The sequence below is a fragment of the Bradyrhizobium sp. LMTR 3 genome, from assembly GCF_001693485.1.
GTDB lineage: Bacteria > Pseudomonadota > Alphaproteobacteria > Rhizobiales > Xanthobacteraceae > Bradyrhizobium.
Genome location: NZ_MAXC01000023.1, coordinates 250,012 through 274,070, shown reverse-complemented (window position 1 = coordinate 274,070; position 24,059 = coordinate 250,012). Strand labels below are relative to the sequence as shown.

General features: G+C 62.6%; 22 protein-coding genes. 16 read left to right on the top strand and 6 right to left on the bottom strand.

Annotation, left to right across the window (positions count from 1 at the left end; genetic code table 11):
• The 3 genes from LMTR3_RS18365 (at position 1) to LMTR3_RS18355 (ending at position 2,130) form a co-directional block, all read left to right on the top strand.
• Positions 1 to 723 carry a heme-copper oxidase subunit III family protein gene (locus LMTR3_RS18365; protein ID WP_065746443.1) on the top strand — a complete coding sequence of 241 codons (723 nt, stop codon included), beginning with the start codon at positions 1 to 3 and terminating at the stop codon, positions 721 to 723.
• A gap of 9 nt (positions 724 to 732) precedes the next feature.
• Entirely contained in the window at positions 733 to 1,149 is a 417-nt protein-coding gene (locus LMTR3_RS18360; protein WP_065746442.1) for a cytochrome C oxidase subunit IV family protein, read from the top strand.
• Positions 1,150 to 1,218: 69 nt separating this feature from the next.
• Entirely contained in the window at positions 1,219 to 2,130 is a 912-nt protein-coding gene (locus tag LMTR3_RS18355) for a heme o synthase (RefSeq protein ID WP_065746441.1), read from the top strand.
• A 48-nt stretch (positions 2,131 to 2,178) separates the two neighbouring features.
• Here LMTR3_RS18355 and LMTR3_RS18350 read toward each other — a convergent pair whose 3' ends face one another.
• Entirely contained in the window at positions 2,179 to 3,249 is a 1,071-nt protein-coding gene (locus LMTR3_RS18350) for a DUF2336 domain-containing protein (protein WP_065746440.1), read from the bottom strand.
• Between the two features lie 338 nt (positions 3,250 to 3,587).
• On the opposite strand from LMTR3_RS18350, the gene rimP reads away from it, so the two are divergent.
• From rimP to LMTR3_RS18305, 9 genes are all read left to right on the top strand, one after another.
• On the top strand, positions 3,588 to 4,346 hold the full coding sequence (gene rimP, locus LMTR3_RS18345) for a ribosome maturation factor RimP (protein ID WP_065746439.1): 759 nt from the start codon (positions 3,588 to 3,590) through the stop codon (positions 4,344 to 4,346).
• 3 nt (positions 4,347 to 4,349) lie between these two features.
• Positions 4,350 to 5,960: a transcription termination factor NusA gene (gene nusA / locus LMTR3_RS18340; protein ID WP_065746438.1), complete on the top strand. Its 1,611-nt coding sequence runs from the start codon at positions 4,350 to 4,352 to the stop codon at positions 5,958 to 5,960.
• A 75-nt stretch (positions 5,961 to 6,035) separates the two neighbouring features.
• Positions 6,036 to 6,719 (top strand): RNA-binding protein, encoded by a 684-nt coding sequence (locus LMTR3_RS18335; RefSeq protein ID WP_065746437.1) that lies wholly within the window; start codon positions 6,036 to 6,038, stop codon positions 6,717 to 6,719.
• Positions 6,720 to 6,794: 75 nt separating this feature from the next.
• The gene (gene infB, locus LMTR3_RS18330; RefSeq protein WP_065746436.1) at positions 6,795 to 9,443 is read left to right on the top strand and encodes a translation initiation factor IF-2; all 2,649 of its coding nucleotides are present in this window, start codon (positions 6,795 to 6,797) and stop codon (positions 9,441 to 9,443) included.
• Between the two features lie 169 nt (positions 9,444 to 9,612).
• On the top strand, positions 9,613 to 10,026 hold the full coding sequence (gene rbfA / locus LMTR3_RS18325; protein ID WP_065746435.1) for a 30S ribosome-binding factor RbfA: 414 nt from the start codon (positions 9,613 to 9,615) through the stop codon (positions 10,024 to 10,026).
• Positions 10,026 to 11,138 carry a tRNA pseudouridine(55) synthase TruB gene (gene truB / locus LMTR3_RS18320; protein WP_065746434.1) on the top strand — a complete coding sequence of 371 codons (1,113 nt, stop codon included), beginning with the start codon at positions 10,026 to 10,028 and terminating at the stop codon, positions 11,136 to 11,138. Before rbfA ends, truB begins: the two co-directional genes overlap by 1 nt.
• 2 nt (positions 11,139 to 11,140) lie before the next feature.
• On the top strand, positions 11,141 to 11,410 hold the full coding sequence (gene rpsO, locus LMTR3_RS18315; RefSeq protein WP_028347859.1) for a 30S ribosomal protein S15: 270 nt from the start codon (positions 11,141 to 11,143) through the stop codon (positions 11,408 to 11,410).
• A 319-nt stretch (positions 11,411 to 11,729) separates the two neighbouring features.
• The gene (gene pnp, locus LMTR3_RS18310; RefSeq protein WP_065746433.1) at positions 11,730 to 13,886 is read left to right on the top strand and encodes a polyribonucleotide nucleotidyltransferase; all 2,157 of its coding nucleotides are present in this window, start codon (positions 11,730 to 11,732) and stop codon (positions 13,884 to 13,886) included.
• Between the two features lie 224 nt (positions 13,887 to 14,110).
• A complete protein-coding gene (locus LMTR3_RS18305) occupies positions 14,111 to 14,857 on the top strand; it encodes a superoxide dismutase (RefSeq protein ID WP_065746432.1) in 747 nt (248 codons plus the stop codon).
• 68 nt (positions 14,858 to 14,925) lie between these two features.
• Here the strand turns inward: LMTR3_RS18305 and katG are convergent, their stop codons facing one another.
• Positions 14,926 to 17,079 carry a catalase/peroxidase HPI gene (gene katG / locus LMTR3_RS18300; RefSeq protein WP_065746431.1) on the bottom strand — a complete coding sequence of 718 codons (2,154 nt, stop codon included), beginning with the start codon at positions 17,077 to 17,079 and terminating at the stop codon, positions 14,926 to 14,928.
• A gap of 103 nt (positions 17,080 to 17,182) precedes the next feature.
• On the opposite strand from katG, the gene LMTR3_RS18295 reads away from it, so the two are divergent.
• From LMTR3_RS18295 to LMTR3_RS18285, 3 genes are all read left to right on the top strand, one after another.
• Positions 17,183 to 18,121 carry a LysR substrate-binding domain-containing protein gene (locus LMTR3_RS18295; RefSeq protein WP_065746430.1) on the top strand — a complete coding sequence of 313 codons (939 nt, stop codon included), beginning with the start codon at positions 17,183 to 17,185 and terminating at the stop codon, positions 18,119 to 18,121.
• A gap of 29 nt (positions 18,122 to 18,150) precedes the next feature.
• Positions 18,151 to 18,642: a GNAT family N-acetyltransferase gene (locus LMTR3_RS18290; RefSeq protein WP_065746429.1), complete on the top strand. Its 492-nt coding sequence runs from the start codon at positions 18,151 to 18,153 to the stop codon at positions 18,640 to 18,642.
• Positions 18,643 to 18,805: 163 nt separating this feature from the next.
• Positions 18,806 to 19,402, top strand: coding sequence for a glutathione S-transferase family protein (locus LMTR3_RS18285; protein ID WP_065746428.1), 597 nt, complete (start codon positions 18,806 to 18,808; stop codon positions 19,400 to 19,402).
• 95 nt (positions 19,403 to 19,497) lie between these two features.
• Here the strand turns inward: LMTR3_RS18285 and fabI are convergent, their stop codons facing one another.
• The 3 genes from fabI to fabA all read right to left on the bottom strand — a co-directional run bounded on the left by fabI (position 19,498) and on the right by fabA (position 22,247).
• On the bottom strand, positions 19,498 to 20,298 hold the full coding sequence (gene fabI / locus LMTR3_RS18280; RefSeq protein WP_065746427.1) for an enoyl-ACP reductase FabI: 801 nt from the start codon (positions 20,296 to 20,298) through the stop codon (positions 19,498 to 19,500).
• Positions 20,299 to 20,436: 138 nt separating this feature from the next.
• Positions 20,437 to 21,660, bottom strand: coding sequence for a beta-ketoacyl-ACP synthase I (fabB, locus tag LMTR3_RS18275; RefSeq protein WP_065746426.1), 1,224 nt, complete (start codon positions 21,658 to 21,660; stop codon positions 20,437 to 20,439).
• A 62-nt stretch (positions 21,661 to 21,722) separates the two neighbouring features.
• Positions 21,723 to 22,247, bottom strand: a complete 525-nt coding sequence (gene fabA, locus LMTR3_RS18270) for a 3-hydroxyacyl-[acyl-carrier-protein] dehydratase FabA (protein WP_057844746.1) — start codon at positions 22,245 to 22,247, stop codon at positions 21,723 to 21,725.
• A gap of 335 nt (positions 22,248 to 22,582) precedes the next feature.
• Between fabA and irrA the strand changes: the two genes are divergently transcribed.
• Complete coding sequence (gene irrA / locus LMTR3_RS18265; RefSeq protein WP_065746425.1) at positions 22,583 to 23,074, top strand: iron response transcriptional regulator IrrA; 492 nt, start codon at positions 22,583 to 22,585, stop codon at positions 23,072 to 23,074.
• Positions 23,075 to 23,213: 139 nt separating this feature from the next.
• Here the strand turns inward: irrA and LMTR3_RS18260 are convergent, their stop codons facing one another.
• Positions 23,214 to 23,729 carry an SH3 domain-containing protein gene (locus LMTR3_RS18260; RefSeq protein ID WP_065746424.1) on the bottom strand — a complete coding sequence of 172 codons (516 nt, stop codon included), beginning with the start codon at positions 23,727 to 23,729 and terminating at the stop codon, positions 23,214 to 23,216.
• Positions 23,730 to 24,059 lie beyond the last annotated feature (330 nt).

Genomic DNA, 24,059 nt, shown 5'->3' with positions numbered 1-24,059 from the left:
ATGGCAGAGACTGCGCTGACAACCCCTGGACAATCGCCTGTGCGGACTGCCGGCTTGAAGGGTGTCGCCGCCGACTGGTCCTCGGATCAGCGCGCCTTCAAGAATGTGTCCTGGGGGAAGGCCATGATGTGGATCTTCCTCCTGAGCGACACCTTCATCTTCAGTTGCTTCCTGCTCTCGTACATGACGGCGCGAATGTCCACGACCGTGCCGTGGCCCAATCCGAGCGAAGTCTTCGCGCTCACGATTGGCGGGCAACATATCCCGCTCATCCTGATCGCCATCATGACCTTCGTCTTGATCAGCAGCAGCGGAACGATGGCGATGGCGGTCAATTTCGGCTACCGCCGCGATCGCGTCAAAACGGCAGTCCTGATGCTGGTTACGGCAGCACTCGGCGCAACGTTCGTCGGGATGCAGGCTTTCGAGTGGACCAAGCTGATCCAGGAGGGTGTCCGGCCTTGGGAAAACCCGTGGGGCGCGGCGCAGTTTGGCTCGAGCTTCTTCATGATCACCGGCTTCCACGGCACTCACGTCACGATCGGCGTGATCTTCCTGATCGCGATCGCGCGAAAGGTATGGCGGGGGGACTTCGACGTCGAACGGCGCGGCTTCTTCACGAGCCGGAAGGGGAATTACGAGATCGTCGAAATCACCGGCCTGTACTGGCACTTCGTCGATCTCGTGTGGGTGTTCATCTTTGCCTTCTTTTATCTTTGGTGAGGTCAGCGCATGACAAACGTAGCGGTAGAATTGGGAACCCAACAACAACCCTCGCTGCACACTCACAAACATGACGCAATCGCCGTCGCCGCCGGAGCCACGCACGCGCATGCAGAGGGGCAGCAGCACCCGATCAAGCTTTATCTCGTGGTTTGGGGATGGTTGTTCGTCCTCAGCGCCTGCTCCTATCTCGTCGATTACTTCGGCTTGCACGGCTATCTCAGATGGTCGCTGATCCTGCTGTTCATGATGTTGAAGGCCGGCTTGATCGTCGCCGTGTTCATGCACATGGCCTGGGAGCGGCTGGCGCTTGCCTATGCCATCCTGCTGCCGCCGGTGCTGGTGTTGGTATTTGTAGCCATCATGGTGTTCGAATCCGACTACACGCACCTCATCCGGGTCCTGTTCTTCTCGTCACCGACGTAGTCGTTCTTGCTTCGCGCGGAGGTGCTTCAAGGCGTCGCCAGTTCGCTTGCAACAGGGGGCATCAGTCTCATGCAAATCAATCGTTCAATTCTCCTTCGCCGGAGGTATGCCAGCGTCGGAGATTATGTCGCGCTGACAAAACCGCGCGTCATGTCGCTGGTCGTCTTTACGGCACTCGTCGGTATCATGGTCGCGCCAGGCGATATCGATCCGTTCGCCGGCGCCGTTGCCCTTCTTTGCATAGCTGCCGGAGCTGGCGCCGCAGCCGCTCTCAATATGTGGTACGACGCCGACATCGACGCGGTGATGGCGCGTACCGCCATGCGTCCCATTCCTGGCGGCCGTGTATCTCGCTCGGAAGCATTGGTTTTTGGACTGACGCTCGGCGTGTGCGCCGTTCTGGCTCTCGGCGCTTTGCTGAACCTGGCCGCGGCTGCGCTGCTTGCTTTCACAATTTTCTTTTATGTCGTCGTCTACACGATGTGGCTCAAACGCCGAACGCCGCAGAACATTGTCATTGGCGGTGCTGCTGGCGCACTCCCTCCGGTGATCGGCTGGGTTGCTGCCGCCGGAAATGCCGGGATCGAGCCGCTCATCCTGTTCCTGATCATCTTCCTTTGGACGCCACCCCACTTCTGGGCACTGTCGCTCAATCTCGCCGGAGAATATACCCGGGCCGGAGTGCCGATGCTGCCGGTCGTAGCCGGCAGGGCGGAAACGGGACGCCAGATTCTTCTCTACAGCGTTTTTCTCGTTCTGATCTCACTGCTACCTTGGGCGCTGGGATTCGCCGGAGCGATTTACGGCGCGGCTGCGGCGATCCTTGGGGCGATCATGGTTTTTCTTTCATGGCAAGTACATCGGAGCGACGACAAGCAACGGCGGCCGGCTCGTCGCCTGTTTGTGTTTTCCATCCTCTATCTGGTTCTTCTGTTTGGTGTGCTGCTGATGAATGCCACACCCTACGCCCAGCCCCGCTAGAACGAAGTCCGCCGCTACGCGCAATGACGCCGGCGGCCGGCGAGACTGTTACCGCGTCTTCCAGAACTCGACGACGCGCTGGGCGGTCATGGGCATCAGGCGCACGTAGTTCACGCGCGCGCTTTCGATGTCGGCAGGTGATGCCGTCCGGTTCGGACCGAGCCGAAGGATGATCAGCGCGCGCACCGTCGCCCATTCGAGGTCGATGGCTTTGCCGGCGATCAGGATCGGATCGTAGCGATCGCCGCTGATCAGGCGGTCGAGGGTTTCGATCTTGACGCCGGTCATCGCCGACAGCGCGGCGATCGATTCCTCGTATTTGAAGGCCCTGGCAAAGTTGAGCAATGCGCCTTCGCCGAGTGCGCCTTCGCGATGAAGTTTCAGCACCGTGCGCTGCGCCGGCACGAAGTCGCGTCGCTCCTCGCGTTCGGACGGGCCCGTGATAGCGGTCATTGCCTGCTTGATATCGGCCTGCCGCTCGGGCTTGACGACCTGGAACAGGCGGCGACGGATGACGTCGATGGAGCCGGCGAGCAACTCCTTCAATTGCGTAGGTGACAGATCGTCGCGCTGGCCGAGCCTGATCGTCAGCACGCCGTCCTGACCGGCGCGCTTGATCAGCGTCGAATAGCCCTCCGATGAAAAGGCCGCGCCCGCATTGCCGGCCGCGCGCCTGACTACCGCGCGGTCGCCGCGGGCGATCATGACGTCGGTGAGATCGGCCGAAAGCGTCGGCCGCTCCGCCATCGCCAGCAGATGACCCTGGCCCTTCATGGACGCGATTTCGAGCAGCATCTTTTCGTCGATGACCGGCGAGTGGCGCAGCAACGGGCCCGCAATGGCGACTTCATCCTCATAGGCGAGTTGGCCGACCAGGCCACGCGGCGCATTCGCCAGCGTCGACAAGCGCTCGGCCAGTTCGGCGCGCGCCTCGATCTCGGCATGCGGAACGAGGCTGGTCAGAACGCCGTCGAAAAAATCGACGTGATCGGGGCGGAAGCTCGCCGCCCCCTGCATGAAAAGCTCGCTGATACGACGCGCGGCATCGGCGCGGCGCTTGGGGTCGCCACGACTGACAATGTCGTCGAGTTCCGGGATCAGCGATGGTGAAACAATCATAAACCCACCTAAACCGGCCAAAATTGGCTGGTTTTCGGGAAATCTAGGCAGCGTTCATGAATGAAGGGTTAGACTTTACCCCGCTCTCAAAGCTTGGCAAAATCGGCCTTAACGGGATTGCGGGCCTTGTCGGATTGCGGAAAAACCGCTATATCCGCGGCAACTTATGGTTCTCATACGATCGCGTATTGAGAGTGGGCCCCCCGGGACCCGCTCTTTTTTATTACCTGAACCTGCCTTGCCCAGAACGGGGCCCCAAGTGCGGTTCGGGGAACCGGCCGGACCTCCGGTTGGGCCCGGCCTAAACCCATGCAAGTAAGACGCTTTTGACCCTGGACATGATCGATCCAACTGCTGTTCCCGAGGATGCCGACCTCTTGGCCGAGCCCCGTCTCGTCGTCGAGCCGGGCGTGGCGGCGCGGGTGTCGGCCGTTGCCGGGCCGGTTTTGCAGGGAATGGGCTACCGGCTGGTTCGGATCAAGATTTCCGGCGAGGCCGGATGCACCGTCCAGATCATGGCGGAGCGGCCCGACGGCTCGATGCAGATCGAGGATTGCGAGGCGATCTCGCGGGCGCTGTCGCCCGTGCTCGACGTCGCCGATCCGATCGACCGCGCCTACCGTCTGGAGATTTCATCGCCCGGCATCGACCGCCCGCTGGTGCGCCGCTCCGATTTCGAACGCTACGCCGGTCATCTCGTGAAAATCGAAATGGCAGTCGCCCATCAGGGCCGCAAGCGCTTCCGTGGTACGCTGGCCGGTGTCGAAGGCAATGCCGTGCGGCTACATCGGGATGACACACGCGCGGACGAAGATGCCGACGTGCTCCTGGTGATGGAAGACATCTCCGAGGCCCGGCTGGTTCTGACCGACGAGTTGATTGCGGAATCGATGCGGCGCGGCAAGCAGGCCGAGCGCGAGCTGAAGCAGAATCTCGGGCTGGTGCCGCCGCCTCCGCCGCACGCAAAAAAGAGCGACCCGGCGAAGGGCAAGAAACCGAAGACCGGCAAGAAGCCGGAGCCGACGAATACAAAGAAACACCGCCTCGCTGCAGAGAGACTCCGCAGGGGCGAGATCGATCCTACCGAAGGAGACTAGGCCATGGCAGTCAGTGCCAACAAACTCGAGCTGCTGCAGATCGCAGACGCGGTCGCCCGCGAAAAGTCGATCGACCGCGGCATCGTGATCGCCGCGATGGAAGACGCCATCGCCAAGGCGGCTCGCGCACGTTACGGCAGCGAGACCGACGTTCACGCCGAGATCGACGCCAAGAAGGGTGAACTGCGGCTGTCCCGCCACATGCTGGTGGTCGATCACGTCGAGAACTCGGCGAACCAGATTTCGCTGGCGGACGCGCAGCGCGCCAATCCGGGCGCCCAGGTCGGCGACACCATCGCCGACACCCTGCCGCCGCTGGAATATGGCCGCATCGCCGCGCAATCCGCCAAGCAGGTAATCGTGCAGAAGGTGCGCGAGGCCGAACGCGACCGGCAATACCAGGAATTCAAGGACCGCATCGGCGACATCGTCAACGGCGTCGTCAAGCGCGTCGAATATGGCAGCGTGATCGTCGATCTCGGCCGCGGTGAAGCCATCATCCGCCGCGACGAAATGCTGCCGCGCGAGGTGTTCCGCAACGGCGACCGCGTCCGCGCCTATATCTTCGATGTCCGCCGCGAAACCCGCGGACCGCAGATCTTCCTCTCCCGCACCCATCCGCAGTTCATGGCCAAACTGTTCGCGCAGGAAGTGCCGGAAATCTATGACGGCATCGTCGAGATCAAAGCGGTGGCCCGCGATCCCGGCTCGCGCGCGAAAATCGGCGTGATTTCCAGGGATTCCTCGGTGGATCCGGTCGGCGCCTGCGTCGGCATGCGCGGCTCGCGCGTGCAGGCGGTGGTGAACGAACTGCAGGGCGAAAAGATCGACATCATTCCGTGGTCGCCCGACATCGCGACCTTCGTCGTCAACGCGCTGGCGCCCGCCGAAGTGGCCAAGGTCGTGATCGACGAGGACCGCGAGCGGATCGAGGTCGTGGTTCCCGACACCAACAACCAGCTCTCGCTGGCGATCGGCCGGCGCGGCCAGAACGTGCGCCTCGCTTCGCAGCTCACCGGCTGGGATATCGACATCCTCACCGAGCAGGAAGAATCCGAGCGCCGTCAGGCCGATTTCGAGAACTCGACTCGCGTTTTCATGGAAGCGCTGAACGTCGACGAAGTGGTGGGTCAGTTGCTGGCATCCGAAGGCTTCACCTCGGTCGAGGAACTGGCGCTGGTCGATGCCAAGGAATTGGCCGGCATCGAGGGTTTCGACGAGGAAACCGCCAACGAGCTGCAGAGCCGGGCGAGAGAATATCTGGAGCAGCTCGAAACCGAGCTGGAAAACAAGCGCAAGGAACTCGGCGTGGAAGATGCAATGAAGAAGGTCCCCGGCGTGACCTCGAAGATGCTGGTGAAGTTCGGCGAAAACGACATCAAGACGGTCGAGGATCTGGCGGGCTGCGCCACCGACGATCTGGTCGGCTGGACCGAGCGCAAGGAAGGCGGCGAGCCGACCAAGCATCCCGGTATTCTCGACGCCAACGAGATCTCGCGCGAAGATGCGGAAGCCATGATCATGCAGGCTCGCGTCATTGCCGGCTGGATCACCGAGGCCGAACTCGCCAAGCAATCCGAGGCGGCTGAAGCCACCGAAGACCAGACGGCGTAATGCGGGTGTTCCGCAAAACCGAAACTCTTTTCTGCGCGCAGACCGTGCGCAGATGACTGGAGCCATCAAACAGGCATGCTCGCTTTGGCTGACCCCGATCTCGACCATGGGCCGCGGACCGACAAGTCCGCGACCATGCGGATGTGCGCGGTCAGTCGCGAGGTGCGTCCGGTCGACGAGCTGATCCGGTTCGTTGTCGCCCCCTCGGGCGAGGTGATCCCCGATTTGAAACGCAAGCTGCCCGGCCGCGGCCTCTGGGTGTCGGCCTCGCGCCGGACGGTTGCGGAAGCGGTGCGGCGTCACCAATTTAACAGAGGGTTCAAGCGCGACGTCCGGGTCGCGGTGACCCTTCCCGCCGATACCGAGGCCCTGCTGGAACGAAGCTGCACCGAGGCATTGGCCATGGCGGCCAAGGCCGGTCAGGTGATCTCCGGTTTTGCCAAGGTTGAGGGCCTGCTCGAGCAGGGCGGGGCCGCAGTCCTGGTCCACGCTTCCGACGGCGCGGCCGACGGAATCCGCAAATTGGACGCGATCGCCGGGCAAACGGGCCGAAATATCGGTGAATCGCGGGATTTGCCGATTGTTACTGCTTTAACCTCGGCACAATTGGATTTGGCACTGGGCCGGTCAAATGTGATACATGCTGCGCTGCTCGCGGGCCCGGCGAGCAAGACGTTCCTGTCGCGCTGCCAGATCCTGGTTCGATACCGGACGGACGATGACGACAAGACCGGGACGGCGGCCAGAAATTCTGACTGACGAAGATTGGTTCCGAAGACCTGCTTCAATGATGGTGCGGAAAACGCACAACGCTAACGAGATTAGGACTGCTGAATGGTTGATACCAAAACGCCTGGCGACAAGACTTTGAGTGTTCCGACCAAGACCTTGACGCTGAAGCCGCGGGTCGAGACGGGCACCGTGCGCCAGAGCTTCAGCCATGGCCGGACCAAGCAGGTCGTGGTCGAAAAGCGTGGCAAGCGCCGCGTCGGCGGCGACGCGCCCGCCACTGAGACGCATGCGCCCGAGCCGGCCGCCGCCAAGGCGCCCGCCGCAAAGGCCCCTCTCTCCCGCCCTGCAGCAACGCCGGGTGCCGCGCGCGGCGGTTCGGGCGTGGTGCTGCGAACGCTGACGGAAGACGAGCGTTCCGCCCGCGCCAGCGCGCTGGCCGACGCCAAGATGCGCGAAATCGAAGAGCGCCGTCTGGCCGAGGAAGAGGCCAAGCGCCGCGCCAGCCGTGAAGGCATCGAACAGGCCGAACGCGAGGCCGCCGAAGCCCGCCGCAAGGCCGAGGAAGAACGGCACCGCCTGGAAGAGGAAGCCAAGCGCAAGGCCGAAGTCGAGGCCAAGAAGCGATTTGGCGAGACCGAGGCCAAGCCCGCGGCGACGCCGGCACCCGCCGCAGCGCGACCCGCCGCCGCCCGCCCGGCCGGCGCCCGTCCAGCGACGGCAGTGCCGCCCGCGCGTGCCCCAGGCGTTGCCGCCGACGGTTCCGATGAGGACGAAGGTCCGCGTCAGGTTCGGCGCGGCCCCGGCGGCGCCATGCGCCCCGTAGCCGCTCCCAAGACCACTCACAAGCCCGGCCCGCAAAAGGAGCGCGGCCGCCTGACCGTGGTCACCGCGCTCAATGATGACGTGCGCGAGCGCTCGATCGCCTCGTTCCGCCGCCGCACCCAGCGCCTGAAGGGCCATGCCGCCAACGAGCCGAAGGAAAAGCTGGTCCGCGAGGTCACGATCCCCGAAGCGATCACGATCCAGGAACTTGCCAACCGCATGTCGGAGCGCGCGGTCGACGTCATCCGCCTGCTGATGAAGCAGGGCGCGATGCACAAGATCACCGACGTGATCGATGCCGATACCGCGCAGCTAATCGCCGAAGAAATGGGCCACACCGTCAAGCGCGTCGCCGCGTCCGACGTTGAAGAAGGCCTGTTCGACGTCGTCGACGATTCCACCGATACCGAGCCGCGCTCGCCGGTCGTCACCGTGATGGGCCATGTCGATCACGGCAAGACCTCGCTGCTCGACGCACTGCGCCACGCCAACGTGGTGTCGGGCGAAGCCGGCGGCATCACCCAGCATATCGGCGCCTATCAGGTGACCTCGCCGGAAAGCGGCAAGAAGATCACCTTCATTGATACGCCCGGCCACGCCGCGTTCACCGCGATGCGTGCGCGCGGCGCCAAGGTCACCGATATCGTGATCCTGGTGGTGGCGGCCGATGACGGCGTCATGCCGCAGACGGTGGAGGCGATCAACCACGCCAAGGCGGCGAAGGTGCCGATGATCGTGGCGATCAACAAGATCGACAAGCCCGATGCCAAGCCGGAACGTGTGCGCACCGAGCTGTTGCAGCACGAGGTTCAGGTCGAATCGTTCGGCGGTGAAGTCGTCGACGTCGAGGTCTCCGCCAAGAACAAGACCAATCTCGACAAGCTGCTCGAGATGATCGCGCTGCAGGCCGAGCTTCTCGACCTCAAGACCAATTCGGAACGGCCTGCCGAAGGCACCGTGATCGAAGCCAAGCTCGATCGCGGCCGCGGCCCGGTTGCGACCGTGCTGGTCCAGCGCGGCACGCTCAAGGTTGGCGACATCATCGTGGCCGGCGCCGAAATGGGCCGTGTCCGCGCGCTGATCTCCGACCAGGGCGAGAACATCGACGAGGCCGGACCTTCGGTACCGGTCGAGGTGCTCGGCTTCAACGGCCCGCCGGAAGCCGGCGACCGTCTCGCCGTGGTCGAGAACGAAGCCCGCGCCCGCCAGGTGACGAGCTATCGCGCCCACCAGAAGCGCGAGAACGCCGCCGCCTCGATTTCCGGCATGCGCGGCTCGCTCGAGCAGATGATGTCGCAGCTCAAGACCGCGGGCCGCAAGGAATTCCCGCTGATCGTCAAAGCCGACGTGCAGGGCTCGCTCGAAGCCATTTTGGGTTCGCTGGAAAAGCTCGGCACCGACGAAGTCGCCGCGCGCATCCTGCACGCGGGCGTCGGCGGCATCTCCGAATCCGACGTCACCCTGGCGGAAGGCTTCAATGCCGCGATCATCGGCTTCTCGGTGCGCGCCAACAAGGAAGCCGCGGCTGCCGCCAAGCGCAACGGCATCGAGATCCGCTACTACAACATCATCTACGATCTCGTCGACGACATCAAAAAGGCGATGTCCGGCCTGCTCGCGCCGACGCTGCGCGAAACCATGCTGGGCAATGCGCAGATCCTGGAAGTGTTCAACATTTCCAAGGTCGGCAAGGTCGCCGGCTGCCGCGTCACCGACGGCACCGTGGAGCGCGGCGCCAATGTTCGCCTGATCCGCGACAACGTCGTCGTGCACGAAGGCAAGCTTTCGACGCTGAAACGCTTCAAGGACGAAGTGAAGGAAGTGCAGTCCGGCCAGGAATGCGGCATGGCGTTCGAGAATTACGGCGACATGCGTGTCGGCGACGTCATCGAATGTTATCGCGTGGAGACGATCCAGCGCTCTCTGTAAGTCCAAGTCTTACGAAGAGCTTGGAATTTTTGAACTAAACCGTCATGCCCCGCCTTGTGCGCAACTGCGCACTGGGATGGGGCATCCAGTAGCCATCGCAATTAACTTTGAGCACGGAATACTGGATCGCCCGCTTTCGCGGGTGATGACGACAATTGGGATTTCGACAATGCCCCGCCACCACAACAAGGGTTCCGCTCCCGGCGGCTCGCAACGCCAATTGCGCGTCGGCGAAACGGTGCGCCATGCGGTCGCCGACATTCTATCGCACGGTAACGTGCACGACCCCGACCTCGAAGGCCACATCATCACCGTTCCCGAGGTGCGAATGTCGCCGGACCTGAAACTCGCGACGATTTACGTGATGCCGCTCGGTGGACGCGACACCGACGTCGTGATTGCGGCGCTCGAACGCAACAAGAAGTTCCTGCGCGGCGAGATCGCGCATCGCGTTAACTTAAAATTTGCTCCCGACCTTCGCTTTCGCGTCGACGAACGATTCGACGAAGCGGAACGGATCGAGAAATTACTGCGAACACCTGCGGTGCAAAGAGACCTCGCACCCGATTCGGACGACAAGTGATGGTTACGACCGCTGCCAACCGCGCGATCGAGCAGCAAACTGCCGATTCGCACGACGCTGAAAAAAATAATTTTTCCGATACACGCAACGATGGCGAACGCCGCACCAACAACGATCCGCGCCACACCAAACAGCCGCGCCAGAACAACCAGCCGCGACGCGACAAGCGCGACGTTCATGGCTGGGTGATCCTGGACAAGCCGATCGGCATGACCTCGACGCACGCGGTTGCCATTCTGAAGCGCCTGTTCCAGGCCAAGCGGGCCGGCCACGCCGGCACGCTCGATCCGCTGGCGTCCGGCGGCCTGCCGATCGCGCTCGGCGAGGCCACCAAGACGGTTCCGTTCGTGATGGATGGCCGCAAGCGCTACCGCTTCACGGTCGCCTGGGGCGAGGAGCGGGACACCGACGATACCGAGGGGCGGGTGGTCAGGAGCAGCGAACTCCGCCCGTCAGCGGACGCGATCCGGGCCCTGCTGCCCCAGTTCACCGGGCTGATCGAGCAGATCCCGCCGCAATATTCAGCGATCAAGGTCCAGGGCGAGCGCGCCTATGACCTGGCCCGGGACGGCGAAGCCGTCGAGTTGAAGCCCCGGCCGGTCGAGATTCACGAATTAACCCTTGTAGAACATGGAGATAACGGTCAATCCGTGTTCGAGGCGGAGTGTGGCAAGGGCACCTATGTCCGGGCACTGGCCCGCGATATCGGCCGGATTCTGGGCTGTTTCGGCCATATCTGCGCGTTGCGGCGGACGTTGGTCGGCCCGTTCCGCGAAACGGACATGATTCCGCTGGAAGAGTTGGAGGCTTTATGCAATAGAGCCGCGTCTGGCGAGGGAAGCCTCGCCGACGCGCTTTTGCCCGTTGAGACCGCGCTGGACGACATCCCGGCACTGGCCGTCACACGGGCTGATGCGGCAAGGCTCCACAGGGGCCAGGCCGTTTTGTTGCGCGGACGGGATGCGCCCAATAGTAGCGGCACAGTCTATGTCACGGTGGCAGGCCGCCTTTTGGCGCTTGCTGAAATTGGCAATGGCGAACTCATCCCCAAGCGCGTGTTCAACCTGACCGGACTGACTGCCAGTCCCGGTCGCAGCAATGAGAGAGTTTGACGATGTCGATTACCGCCGAACGCAAAGCGGAAGTCATCAAGACGAATGCCACCAAAGCCGGCGACACCGGCTCGCCCGAGGTGCAGGTTGCGATCCTGTCGGAACGCATCAACAATCTCACGGGCCACTTCAAGACCCACGTGAAGGACAATCATTCACGCCGTGGCCTCCTGAAGCTCGTGTCGACGCGCCGCTCGCTTCTCGACTACATCAAGAAGAAGGACGAGGCGCGTTACAAGGCGTTGCTCGAAAAGCATAACATTCGCCGTTGATTTGAGAGTACGCGCGCGCAGTTTGCGCGCGTTTTCGCATGATTTTCCGAAGAAGCGGACTCCAGTTTTTGGAGACGATCATGCGCAAGGAGCATCATCCGACAAGGATCGTGCTCGACAAACGTCCAGCAGCAATCCGGCCGCTGGACAGGGCAAGGTGCCCATGACTGCCGGGAGGATGGACGCCATCCGAAAGATAAAGACCATGGCAGGATCGCCAGATGCTGATCTCATGTTGCGATCAGCGTCCCGCCATCTTGCGCATGGTCTTTGTGTTTTTGGGCTCCGCTCTCTCGTGAACCCATGAAAGAAGACCACTATGTTTAATACGCATTCCGTCGAGATCGACTGGGGTGGACGTCCCCTCAAGCTGGAAACCGGCAAGATCGCCCGTCAGGCCGACGGCGCCGTGATGGCGACCTACGGCGAGACCGTGGTGCTTGCCACCGTCGTTGCCGCCAAAGCGCCGCGCGAAGGTGTCGACTTCCTGCCGCTGACCGTGGACTACCAGGAAAAGACCTACGCCGCGGGCCGCATTCCCGGCGGCTATTTCAAGCGCGAGGGACGTCCTACCGAAAAGGAGACGCTGGTCTCCCGCCTGATCGACCGCCCGATCCGTCCGCTGTTCGCCGACGGCTGGCGCAATGAAACCCAGGTAATCGTCACCGTGCTCTCGCACGACATGGAAAACGATCCCGACGTTCTGTCGATGGTCGCCGCTTCGGCCGCGCTGACGCTGTCGGGCGCTCCGTTCAAGGGACCGATCGGCGCCGCGCGAGTTGCCTTCAGCAACGACGAATACATCCTCAACCCGACGCTCGACGAAATGACCGACACGCAGCTCGACCTCGTCGTCGCCGGCACGTCGGACGCGGTGCTGATGGTCGAATCCGAAGCCAAGGAGCTCTCGGAAGAGATCATGCTCGGCGCCGTCATGTTCGGTCATCGCCATTTCCAGCCGGTGATCAAGGCGATCATCGAGCTGGCCGAGAAGGCCGCCAAGGATCCGCGCGAAGTCACCACCATCGACAACAGCGAGATCGAGAAGGAAATTCTCGGCCTGATCGAGCAGGACCTGCGCTCGGCCTACGCGATTCCGATCAAGCAGGAGCGCTATGCGGCGGTCGGCAAGGCCAAGGAAAAGGTGATCGCGCACTATTTCCCGGAAGGCCAGGAGCCGAAATACGACAAGCTGCGCATCGCCGGCGTGTTCAAGGAACTCGAAGCCAAGATCGTTCGCTGGAACATCCTCGATACCGGCAAGCGCATCGACGGCCGCGACAGCAAGACCGTGCGCAACATCATCGCCGAAGTCGGCGTCCTGCCGCGCGCCCATGGTTCGGCGCTGTTCACCCGCGGCGAGACCCAGGCGATGGTCGTGACCACGCTGGGCACCGGCGAGGACGAGCAGTACATCGACGCGCTGTCGGGAACGTACAAAGAGACGTTCCTGCTGCACTACAACTTCCCGCCCTACTCGGTCGGTGAAACCGGACGCCTCGGCGGCACCAAGCGCCGCGAGATCGGCCACGGCAAGCTCGCCTGGCGAGCGATCCATCCGGTGCTGCCGCCGCACCACGAATTCCCTTACACGGTGCGCGTGGTCTCCGAGATCACCGAATCCAACGGCTCGTCGTCGATGGCCTCGGTGTGCGGCGCCTCGCTGGCGCTGATGGATGCGGGCGTTCCCTTGAAGCGGCCGACCGCGGGCATCGCGATGGGCCTGATCCTGGAAGGCTCCCGCTTTGCGGTCCTGTCCGACATTCTCGGCGACGAGGATCATCTCGGCGACATGGACTTCAAGGTCGCCGGCACCGACCAGGGCATCACCTCGCTGCAGATGGACATCAAGATCGAAGGCATCACCGAGGAGATCATGAAGGTCGCGCTCGGTCAGGCCAGGGAAGGGCGTGTCCACATCCTCGGCGAAATGGCCAAGGCGCTCACCAACGCCCGCGCCGAGCTCGGCGAATACGCGCCGCGCATCGAGACCTTCAAGATCGCGACCGACAAGATCCGCGAAGTGATCGGCACCGGCGGCAAGGTGATCCGCGAGATCGTCGAAAAGACCGGCGCCAAGGTCAACATCGAGGACGACGGCACCGTCAAGGTCGCCTCCAACGACGGCGAGGCGATGAAGGCCGCGATCAAGTGGATCAAGTCGATCGCCTCCGATCCGGAGATCGGCCAGATCTATGAGGGCACCGTGGTCAAGGTGATGGAGTTCGGTGCCTTCGTGAACTTCTTCGGCGCCAAGGACGGCCTGGTCCACATCAGCCAGCTCGCCGCCACCCGCGTGCAGAAGACCTCCGACGTCGTCAAGGAAGGCGACAAGGTCAAGGTCAAGCTGCTTGGCTTCGACGACCGCGGCAAGACCCGGCTGTCGATGAAGGTGGTCGATCAGGAGACCGGCGAGGACCTCGAGGCCAAACAGAAGGCGGAAGGCCAGGCGCCGCGTGAAGCCGCCGGCGAGTAAGGCATCGCTAAAATGTGAACAAAAGGGCGGCCGAACGGCCGCCCTTTTTTGTTGGCGGCCTGAGTTACATTGTCGGGACGGCAGCACCTGTGCGATTACGTCGCAGCCTCACGAGGACAGAAAACGAGACCCAATCCTGCCCATCATCCGTACCTTGCCGCGTGCAGCGGCCTACGGCGTTCCGTCCAACAGATATTCACTCAGTTCACTTACAGGAGAAGTCGATGTCATCCATGTCACGGCGCCATCTGATGTTTGCTGCAACCAGTCTCGCGGCCGTGGCCGCAGCCCCACGTCTGGTCTTCGCGCAGGCCGCCGCACCAGCCCCGGCGGCCGCCCCAACCGGGCCGTTCACGCTGCCGCCGCTGACCTATCCGACCAACGCGTTCGAACCCCACATCGACGCCAAGACGATGGAAATCCACCATGGCAAGCACCATGCAGCCTATGTCGCCAACCTCAACAACGTCGCCAAGACCAATTCGCAATTGGGGACGGCGAAGATCGAAGACGTGCTCGGCAATCTGAATGCGCTCGACGACAGCATCAAATTCACCGTCCGCAACAATCTCGGCGGCCATGCCAACCACACCATGTTCTGGGAGATCATGGGCCCGAACGGCGGCAAGCCGGAGGGCGAGGTGCTGGCGGCGATCGATCGCGATCTCGGCGGCATGGAAAAATTCCAGAACGACTTTAATGCCGCCGGCGGACGCCAATTCGGCTCGGGCTGGGTGTTCGTGACAGTGGGCAAGGACGGCAAGCTTGCGATCGAGACCCGTCCGAACCAGGACAATCCGATGATGGACGGCAAGCGCGCCCTGATGGGCAACGACGTCTGGGAGCACGCTTATTACCTGAACTACCAGAACCGCCGCGCGGATTATCTGAAAGCGTGGTGGAATACGGTGAACTGGGCCAAGATCGCGGAGCGTTATGCTGCGGCGAAGGCCGGCACGCTCGGCGTTTGAGCGCTTCCCATGTGAAAAGGGCGGCCTCTCGGCCGCCCTTTTTGCTTTCCGGATGGTTCTTGTCAGGATCAGGCGACGTCGAATCGATCGAGGTTCATCACCTTGGTCCACGCCGCCGCGAAATCCTTCGCAAACTTCCCCTTCGAGTCGGTGCACGCATAGACTTCCGCGAAGGCGCGGAGCTGCGAGTGCGAACCGAAGATCAGGTCGACGCGGGTGCCGGTCCACTTGACGGCATTCGTCTTCCGGTCTCGGCTCTCGTATACGCCGTCGGAGCCGGCGGGCTGCCATTGCGTGCCCATGTCGAGCAGGTTGACGAAGAAATCGTTCGTCAGCGTGCCGGGCTTTTGGGTGAACACGCCGTGCTTCGACCCGCCAAAATTGGCGCCGAGGACACGCAGGCCGCCGACGAGAGCCGTCATCTCGGGTCCCGTCAGCCGCAGCAACTGCGCCCGGTCCACCAATGCTTCCTCAGGCTTCATGAACTGGTGCTTCTTGGCACTGACGAAGTTGCGGAAGCCGTCGGCCCGCGGTTCGAGCGGGGCGAAGGATTCGACGTCGGTCTGCTCCTGCGAGGCGTCCATGCGACCCGGCGTGAACGGCACCTTGACGTCTAGTCCGGCGTCCTTGGCGGCTTTTTCGACCGCCGCGCAGCCGCCGAGAACGATCAGGTCGGCAAGCGAAACCTTCTTGCCGAACTCCTTCTGGATCGCTTCAAGCTTCTGCAGCACGGTCTTGAGCTCGGCCGGCTGGTTGACCTCCCAGTCCTTCTGCGGGCTGAGGCGAATCCGCGCGCCGTTCGCGCCACCGCGCTTGTCGGAGCCGCGGAACGTCGAGGCCGACGCCCATGCGGTCGAGACGAGCTGGGACACCGACAGGCCGGAGGCGAGAATCTTCGCCTTCAGTGCGGCGATGTCCTGCTCGCCGATCAGCGGATGATCGACCGCCGGAATCGGGTCCTGCCAGATCAGCGTTTCCTTCGGCACCAGCGGGCCGAGGTAACGCGCGATCGGGCCCATATCGCGGTGCGTGAGCTTGAACCAGGCACGCGCGAACGCATCCGCGAACTGATCCGGATGCTCGTAGAAGCGCCGCGAGATCTTCTCGTAGGCCGGGTCGAGGCGCAGCGACAGGTCGGTGGTCAGCATGGTCGGCAGATGCTTCTTCGACTTGTCGTAGGCGTCCGGGATCGTGGCTTCGGTCCCTTTAGCCTTCCACTGCTTCGCGCCAGCCGGGCTCTGCGTCAGTTCCCATTCGTTTTCGAACAGGTTCTTGAAGAACAGATTGCTCCACTTGGTCGGCGTCTGCGTCCAGGTGACTTCAGGGCCGCCGGTGATCGCGTCGGCGCCGACGCCCGTGCCATGCTTGCTCTTCCAGCCGAGGCCCTGATCCTCGAGCGCACCGCTTTCCGGGTCCGCTCCGACCAGCGACGGATCGCCAGCGCCGTGGGTCTTGCCGAACGAGTGGCCGCCGGCAATCAGGGCGACGGTTTCCTCGTCGTTCATCGCCATGCGGAAGAACGTCTCGCGGATATCCTTGGCCGCCGCGATCGGGTCCGGATTGCCGTTCGGCCCTTCCGGATTGACGTAGATAAGGCCCATCTGCACCGCGCCGAGCGGCTCGGCGAGCTGGCGTTCGCCGCTATAGCGTTCGTCGCCGAGCCAGGTGCCCTCGGGCCCCCAGAACAGCTCCTCGGGCTCCCAGACGTCGCGGCGGCCGCCGGCGAAGCCGAACGTCTTGAAGCCCATCGATTCCAGCGCGACGTTGCCGGCGAGAATCATCAGGTCGGCCCACGAGAGTTTCCGGCCGTATTTCTGCTTGATCGGCCACAACAGCCGGCGCGCCTTGTCGAGATTGGCGTTGTCAGGCCAGCTATTCAGCGGCGCGAAGCGCTGCTGACCGGCGCCGGCGCCGCCGCGGCCATCCGTGATTCGGTAGGTGCCCGCGCTGTGCCACGCCATGCGGATCATCAGGCCGCCATAGTGACCGAAGTCGGCCGGCCACCATTCCTGCGAGTCCGTCATCAACGCGTGCAGGTCCTTGATCACGGCATTGAGGTCGAGCGTCTTGAATTCCTTGGCGTAGTCGAACGCCTCGCCCATCGGATCGGAGAGCGTGGAATTGCGGTGAAGGACCGAAACGTCGAGCGCGTCCGGCCACCAGTCGCGGTTCGTGCGCGCGCGATTGCCGCCCGAGAACGGGCATTTGGTTTTGTCATCCATGATTGTCTCCTGAGGTCGCTTCCTGTTCGGATTGGAAGCACTCTAAGCAGTGCCTTCCATCAGGTGAAGTTGATTTTAATGATCGATGTGATAAGATATTCTGATGATCCAGATGACACTCAGACAGCTTCGCTATTTCGATGCGTTGGCACGTCACGGCCATTTCGGACGCGCAGCAGAGGCATGTTCGATCTCGCAGCCGGCGCTGTCGATGCAAATCAAGGAAATGGAAGAGGTCCTGGGCGGCGTGCTGCTGGAACGAAGCGCACGACAGGTGACGCTGACGAAATTCGGCGAAGAGATCGTCCAGCGTGTCCGCGACATCCTGCGCTCGGTCGATGAACTCGGAGATTTTGCCCGTGCCTCGCGTGATCGGCTCGCAGGGCGCTTACGCATCGGCATGATTCCTACGATTGCGCCCTATCTTTTGCCGAAGGTGATCGAGAATCTCGCGCGCCTGCATCCGGAGCTCGACATTCACGTGCGTGAGACGCTAACGCCGAAGCTGATCAAGGAAGTCGTCGAGGGCCGGCTCGATACCGCGATCGTTGCGCTGCCGGTGTCGGAGCCTTCGCTGACCGAGGTCGCGTGTTTTTCCGAGAATTTCCTGCTGGTGCGGCCGGGCGAGGATGAAGGCACGCCGGTGCCGAGCCACGACACGCTGCGCGAAATGCGGCTCTTGCTGCTCGAGGAGGGTCACTGCTTCCGCGATCAGGCGCTGTCGTTCTGCAACATGCAGTCCTCGCCGCCGCGGGAAGTCCTGGACGCGAGCTCGCTGTCGACGCTCGTGCAAATGGTCGGCGCCGGTATCGGCGTCACCCTGATCCCGGAAATGGCGGTCGCGGTGGAAACCCGCTCGGCGCCGGTCTCCGTCGCCCGCTTCAGGAATCCGCAGCCGTCGCGAACCATCGGCATGGTCTGGCGCAAGACGAGCCCGCTCGCCGGACAGCTCCAACAAATCTCCGAAGTGGTCTGCCTCGCAGCCGATGCGTTGCGCGAACAGCGCAAGACGGGATCGCCATCACGGAAAGCGCGGGCCTGACGAGTCTGGCATCTTGGGAGATAGCGACCTTGTCACAACCGATCATCCGCCTCGCCCGCGCCGACGAGTACGACGAGGTCGCCCGCATCTGGATGGAGAGCTGGGTCTCGACCGGATTGGAGGATGCCAGCGATGCCCTGCTGGCAAAATTGCGTGCGCGCGTGCCGATGGAGGTGGATAAGGGCTGGAGCCTCTACGTCGCAAACGATAACGGGAAATTGGCGGCGATGCTCGCGTTGCATCTTTCGGATCGCTATCTCGACCAGTTGTTCGTCGCGCCGGAGTATCAGGGCAACGGCGTCGGACGCCAACTGCTCGCCTTTACGCGCAAACATCTGCCGGACGAAATCTGGCTGCGCTGCGTACGAGAGAACGAAAAGGCCTGGCGCTGGTACGAGCGCGAGGGCTTTGTGTTCGAGAAGGAAGAGGTCGAACCGGCAATCGGCCGCTTCATGAAATATTATCGCTGGCGAAAGTCGGCGCGAAGGCCATCGCTCGGCTTGCGGACGGGGCTTGCATGATTCGAGTCTCTGGAAATCGCCAACCGATCCGGTTCGCGAAATAAAGTTGACCAACATATCGTTGGAGCACGGCTCGTTAGTTCCAGGCGTAGGGCGTTGCCAATTCGCAGTAGACGCGCAATGAACAAGCGCTGTTGGTCCACGCCGAAGAAAGGTTCATCCCATGATCCAACTCTATTGGTCGCCGCGCTCCCGCTCCTTCTCCGCGATCTGGCTGCTGGAAGAAGCCGGGCTGCCTTATGAGCGCGTGCTCACCGACATCACCACGGGCGCGCAGAAGGCGCCGGAATATCTAGCCATCAATCCGATGGGCAAGGTACCGGGACTGAAGGACGGCGACGCTGCGCTCGGAGAAGCGGCGGCGATCTGCGCCTATATCGCCGACCGCTATCCCGAAGCAAACCTTGCGCCGGCCGCCAGCGATCCACTGCGCGCAAGATACCTGCAGTGGCTGTTCTTCTCGCCGAGCTGCATCGAACCGGCGCTGATCCAGCTCTTCACGAAGCTGGAGGTGCCGTCGAGCACAGCGTCATGGGGCAGTGCGACCCAGACGTTCGACGTGCTCGATGCCGCCCTGCAGAAGGGTCCCTGGATTCTCGGCGGGAAGTTTTCGGCCGCCGACATCATGATCGGTACCGGGCTGCACTTTGCGGTACGGATGTTCAAGATGGTGCCGCCACGGCCGTCGTTCGACGCCTATATCGACCGCTGCGTCGTTCGCCCGGCGTTCCAGCGCGCGGAGAAGATCGCGGACAGGTGAGACGTAGCCCGGATGCAGCGCAGCGCAATCCGGGAAAGTCGTACCGCTTGAGAGATATCCCGGATTTCGCTTCGCTGCATCCGGGCTACAAGTCCCTATTCCGCCTTCAGATCATCCGGCCGCGGCATCGAAATGACGTTGTAGCCGGAATCGACGTAGTGGATTTCGCCGGTGACACCGGTCGAAAGGTCGGACAACAAATAGAGCGCCGAGTTGCCGAGTTCGTCCAGCGTTACGCCACGCCCGAGCGGCGAATGCTTCTGCATGAACGCAAACATCGCACGGGAGTCGCCGATGACCGCTCCTGCAAGGGTTCGCACGGGACCGGCCGAGATCGAGTTAACACGAATTTTTCGCCCACCGAAATCGGCCGCGAGATAGCGCACCGAAGCTTCCAGCGCGGCCTTGATCACTCCCATGACATTGTAGTTCGGCATCACGCGGGTGGAGCCGCCGAACGTCAGGGTAATGATCGAGCCCCCGGATTCAGGCATCAGATCAGCAGCACGCTTAGCCGTCTCGGTGAAGGAAAAGCACGAGATAACCATCGAACGGGAAAAATTTTCGCGGGTCGTGTCGGCATAGCGGCCGCGAAGTTCGTCCTTGTCGGTGAAGCCGATGGCATGGACAAGAAAATCCAGATGACCCCACTTGGCTCGCAGAGTTTCGAACACCGCATCAACGCTGGCGATATCTTCGACATCGCAAGGCAACACGATGTCGGCGTTCAGCGAATGCGCCAGCGGCTTGACGCGCTTGCCGAGCGCCTCGCCCTGATAGGTGAAGGCGAGCTCGGCGCCCTGCGCGTGAAGCGTCTTGGCGATGCCCCAGGCGATCGAATGATCATTGGCGACGCCCATAATCAGCCCGCGCTTTCCCTTCATCAGGTCTTGCATTGTTGCTCCATCTCTGTGTCCGACGTCATCACCCGCGAGGGCGGGTGATCCAGTATTCCGGAGGTGTTCAGTGATCAAATAGAGAAGCCGCGGCGTACTGGATGCCCCGCCTGCGCGGGACATGACAAGCAATAGAAACTACGCATCCAGCCGCTTGAACACCAGCGTGGCGTTGGTGCCGCCGAAGCCGAAGGAGTTCGACAGCACGGTGCCGAGCTTGGCGTTGTCGATGCGCTTGCGCACGATCGGCATGTCGGCAAACACCGGATCGAGTTCGGTGATATGGGCGCTCTCGCAGACGAAGCCGTTGTTCAGCATCAGGAGCGAATAGATCGCCTCCTGCACGCCGGTAGCGCCGAGCGAATGGCCGGTCAACGCCTTGGTCGCCGAGATCGGCGGGCACTTGTCGCCGGTGCCGAACACCTTTCGGATCGCCTCGATCTCCGGCGGATCGCCGGCCGGCGTCGAGGTGGCGTGCGGGTTGATGTAGTCGATCGGCGTCTTCACCGTCGAAATCGCCATGCGCATGCAGCGCTCGGCGCCTTCGCCTGACGGCGCCACCATGTCGTAACCGTCCGACGTCGCGCCATAGCCGACCAGTTCGCCGTAAATGCGCGCGCCGCGCGCCTTGGCACGTTCCAGCTCTTCCAGCACCACCACGCCGGCGCCACCGGCAATGACAAAACCATCGCGGCTGATGTCGTAAGGACGCGAGGCCGTCGCCGGCGTGTCGTTGTATTTGGACGACATTGCGCCCATGGCGTCGAACAGCACCGACAGGGTCCAGTCGAGTTCCTCGCAACCGCCGGCGAAGATCACATCCTGCTTGCCGATCTGGATCGTCTCATAGGCGTTGCCGATGCAATGGTTGGAGGTCGCGCAGGCCGACGAGATCGAATAATTCACGCCCTTGATCTTGAACCAGGTCGCCAACGTCGCCGAGGCCGTTGATGACATGCCCTTCGGCACCGCGAACGGGCCGACCCGCTTCGGACCCTTGGTGCGCGCGATGTCGGCCGCTTCCACCAGCGTCCGCGTCGACGGTCCGCCCGACCCCATGATGATGCCGGTGCGCTCATTGGAGACTTCGTTGGCTTCAAGGCCGGAATCGCGGATCGCCTGCTCCATCGCGACGTGATTCCAAGCCGCCCCTTCGGCAAGGAATCGCATGGCGCGACGATCGATGACGTCAGCGGGATTGAGCGTTGGCGCGCCCTGCACCTGCGAGCGAAAACCGAGTTCGGCGTGCTTTTCCGCACGCGTGATGCCGGACTTTGCCTCGCGCAGGCTCGCAAGCACTTCCTGGGTGTTGTTTCCGATGGATGAGACGATACCCATCCCCGTGATGACAACCCGCCTCATGATCGCCTCGCCTTGCCGTTTACGTTGTTCTGTGAAGGTGTGTTGCTGCTTGATCGCGTTGCTCAGCCGCCCGGCGCGGAGCCCTGCTTGAACAGCCCGACCTTCAGATCCTTGGCGCGATAGATAATCTCGCCATCCATGGAAAGCCAGCCGTCGCCGACGCCGAGCACCAGCTTTGAACGCATCACGCGTTTCATGTCGATGTTGTACACAACCTTGCGGGCGTTCGGCAGCACCTGGCCGGAGAACTTCAATTCCCCGAGCCCCAGCGCCCGGCCGCGTCCCTCGCCGCCGATCCAGCCGAGGTAAAATCCGACCATCTGCCACATCGCGTCCAGACCAAGGCAGCCCGGCATGACCGGGTCATTCTTGAAATGGCAGCCGAAAAACCACAGGTCCGGCTTCACATCGAGTTCGGCGCGGATCAGACCCTTGCCGAACTCGCCGCCCTTGTCGGTGATCTCGGTGATGCGGTCGAACATCAGCATCGGCGGTAGCGGTAGCTGCGCATTTCCGGGGCCGAACATCTCGCCGCGGCCGCAGGCGAGCAAATCCTCGTATTCATAACCGCTGCGCCGATCCAGCATCGTATTCAGCCTCACCTTAGATGTCCCGATGGAGCGCTTTTGAGCGAACCGGACCCGTTTCCCCGCGGGAGAACGCTTGTTTCCCGCAATTTGGCGCTACTTAGGGTGCTATCGGCGTTAGTCTCTGCCGAAATCGCATATGTGGTCCGCGCGCTCTGTAACATAGGCATTAGGGCCCGGCAAAGCACTGGAACGGGCTAAAACGCCCCATAGTCACGCTGGTTCCTCTTAACCTTGGGCCGGTTCTAGTTGCGAAAAACTTGCATCTACCTGATTTCCTTTTATATTGGGCAAGAATATTGCCCAAGTTAGCGCGTGTGGTACCCGAAGTGGACATGAACGACCAAGCCTCGCCCCTGAACGACGACGGTGTCGATCCGGCTGCCCGCGCCGCCGGACACCAGCCGGCGTTGACCGGCTGTCCTTGGCACGACGTCAACGAAATGCTGCAGGCCGCGGGTCTGCGGCCCACCCGCCAGCGCATGGCGCTGGGCTGGCTGCTGTTCGGCAAGGGGGCCCGCCATCTGACCGCGGAAATGCTCTACGAGGAGGCGACGCTCGCCAAGGTTCCGGTGTCGCTGGCCACCGTCTACAACACGCTTAATCAGCTCACCGACGCCGGCCTGTTGCGCCAGGTCTCGGTCGACGGCACCAAGACCTATTTCGACACCAACGTCACCGCGCATCACCACTTCTATCTCGAGAACAACCACGAGCTGGTCGACATTCCCGATCCGCATCTGGTGCTGTCGAAGATGCCCGACGTGCCCGAGGGCTACGAGATCGCCCGCGTCGACATGGTCGTGCGGCTGCGCAAGAAGCGCTGACTGTTCTAGTTTGAAAATTCGTAGGGTGGGCAAAGGCGCGTTTGCGCCGTGCCCACCGTCTATCCAGCGCCGCTGAAGCAATGGTGGGCACGATTCGCTTTGCCCACCCTACAGTTCTTCGCACGACGCGCTGGCGGCCTCACTCCACCCTCTCGTCCGCATACACGCCCCATAGGCGCTGCTGCTCGATCCAGCCGTCAAAGCCGTTGCCGACGACGCGGCACCAGCCATTGGCGCATTTCTTGACTTGCGCGACGACGCCGGCCTGCAGGCGGGCGGCAACCGCGCTGGTCGGATCGGGACTATCGTACAGCGACGCCAACTCGTCCTTGCTCTTCATGGTGACGACCGCAGTGCGGCGGCCGGACAGCAGCGAATGATAGACCCAGCCCTCGGCGCCTTCGGAATCGCGCACGCGCCGCCAGTTCTCGAACTCGGCGGTGATTTCGACCGGCAGGCCCGAGCGGGTATAGACCCAGGCGACGTCGTTGTCCTTGGTAGGACCGGCCCGCACATTCACATGATCGGATTTGAGGCTGACATATCGTGGCACCGGCAGGCCGCTCGTGGTGTTGGCCGAAAACCCTATGCTGACGGAAGCGACAAGCCAGCACGCCGCCAGCACTGCTACCGAACAGAAACGCCCCAACGCCATCAACCCGTCTCCTGCCGAGCCACGCCCAACTCGAATTCTCCGAGTTGAAACCGCCCGCTAACGCCCGAAACCCCAGACCCCGTGCCCCGCTTTGGTTGCGCCCGGCTTGCGACGGCCGAGGGTTCTTGTCTTGGCCCGGTCTTCTGATAGAGAGGACGGAACGCCTAGAACCAGAACGCCCGGATTTTCTGCCGAAAATCCGAGGCAAGTATTGGGGAACCCAAGGGACTTACCTCAGCAAACAGCCGGATACCGAGACCGCGTGGCCATCGCAGTGTCGAACAACCGGGTTAATGAGGTCTGAACGGCGCGCCTCTGCGCACCTCCCTC

Excerpts from the sequence above, each read along its gene's own strand:
- LMTR3_RS18365 (WP_065746443.1), top strand. The coding sequence starts at position 1 with ATGGCAGAGACTGCGCTGACAACCCCTGGACAATCGCCTGTGCGGACT.
- LMTR3_RS18360 (WP_065746442.1), top strand. The coding sequence starts at position 733 with ATGACAAACGTAGCGGTAGAATTGGGAACCCAACAACAACCCTCGCTG.
- LMTR3_RS18355 (WP_065746441.1), top strand. The coding sequence starts at position 1,219 with ATGCAAATCAATCGTTCAATTCTCCTTCGCCGGAGGTATGCCAGCGTC.
- LMTR3_RS18350 (WP_065746440.1), bottom strand. The coding sequence starts at position 3,249 with ATGATTGTTTCACCATCGCTGATCCCGGAACTCGACGACATTGTCAGT.
- rimP (WP_065746439.1), top strand. The coding sequence starts at position 3,588 with ATGATCGATCCAACTGCTGTTCCCGAGGATGCCGACCTCTTGGCCGAG.
- nusA (WP_065746438.1), top strand. The coding sequence starts at position 4,350 with ATGGCAGTCAGTGCCAACAAACTCGAGCTGCTGCAGATCGCAGACGCG.
- LMTR3_RS18335 (WP_065746437.1), top strand. The coding sequence starts at position 6,036 with ATGCTCGCTTTGGCTGACCCCGATCTCGACCATGGGCCGCGGACCGAC.
- infB (WP_065746436.1), top strand. The coding sequence starts at position 6,795 with ATGGTTGATACCAAAACGCCTGGCGACAAGACTTTGAGTGTTCCGACC.
- rbfA (WP_065746435.1), top strand. The coding sequence starts at position 9,613 with ATGCCCCGCCACCACAACAAGGGTTCCGCTCCCGGCGGCTCGCAACGC.
- truB (WP_065746434.1), top strand. The coding sequence starts at position 10,026 with ATGGTTACGACCGCTGCCAACCGCGCGATCGAGCAGCAAACTGCCGAT.
- rpsO (WP_028347859.1), top strand. The coding sequence starts at position 11,141 with ATGTCGATTACCGCCGAACGCAAAGCGGAAGTCATCAAGACGAATGCC.
- pnp (WP_065746433.1), top strand. The coding sequence starts at position 11,730 with ATGTTTAATACGCATTCCGTCGAGATCGACTGGGGTGGACGTCCCCTC.
- LMTR3_RS18305 (WP_065746432.1), top strand. The coding sequence starts at position 14,111 with ATGTCATCCATGTCACGGCGCCATCTGATGTTTGCTGCAACCAGTCTC.
- katG (WP_065746431.1), bottom strand. The coding sequence starts at position 17,079 with ATGGATGACAAAACCAAATGCCCGTTCTCGGGCGGCAATCGCGCGCGC.
- LMTR3_RS18295 (WP_065746430.1), top strand. The coding sequence starts at position 17,183 with ATGATCCAGATGACACTCAGACAGCTTCGCTATTTCGATGCGTTGGCA.
- LMTR3_RS18285 (WP_065746428.1), top strand. The coding sequence starts at position 18,806 with ATGATCCAACTCTATTGGTCGCCGCGCTCCCGCTCCTTCTCCGCGATC.
- fabI (WP_065746427.1), bottom strand. The coding sequence starts at position 20,298 with ATGCAAGACCTGATGAAGGGAAAGCGCGGGCTGATTATGGGCGTCGCC.
- fabB (WP_065746426.1), bottom strand. The coding sequence starts at position 21,660 with ATGAGGCGGGTTGTCATCACGGGGATGGGTATCGTCTCATCCATCGGA.
- fabA (WP_057844746.1), bottom strand. The coding sequence starts at position 22,247 with ATGCTGGATCGGCGCAGCGGTTATGAATACGAGGATTTGCTCGCCTGC.
- irrA (WP_065746425.1), top strand. The coding sequence starts at position 22,583 with ATGAACGACCAAGCCTCGCCCCTGAACGACGACGGTGTCGATCCGGCT.
- LMTR3_RS18260 (WP_065746424.1), bottom strand. The coding sequence starts at position 23,729 with ATGGCGTTGGGGCGTTTCTGTTCGGTAGCAGTGCTGGCGGCGTGCTGG.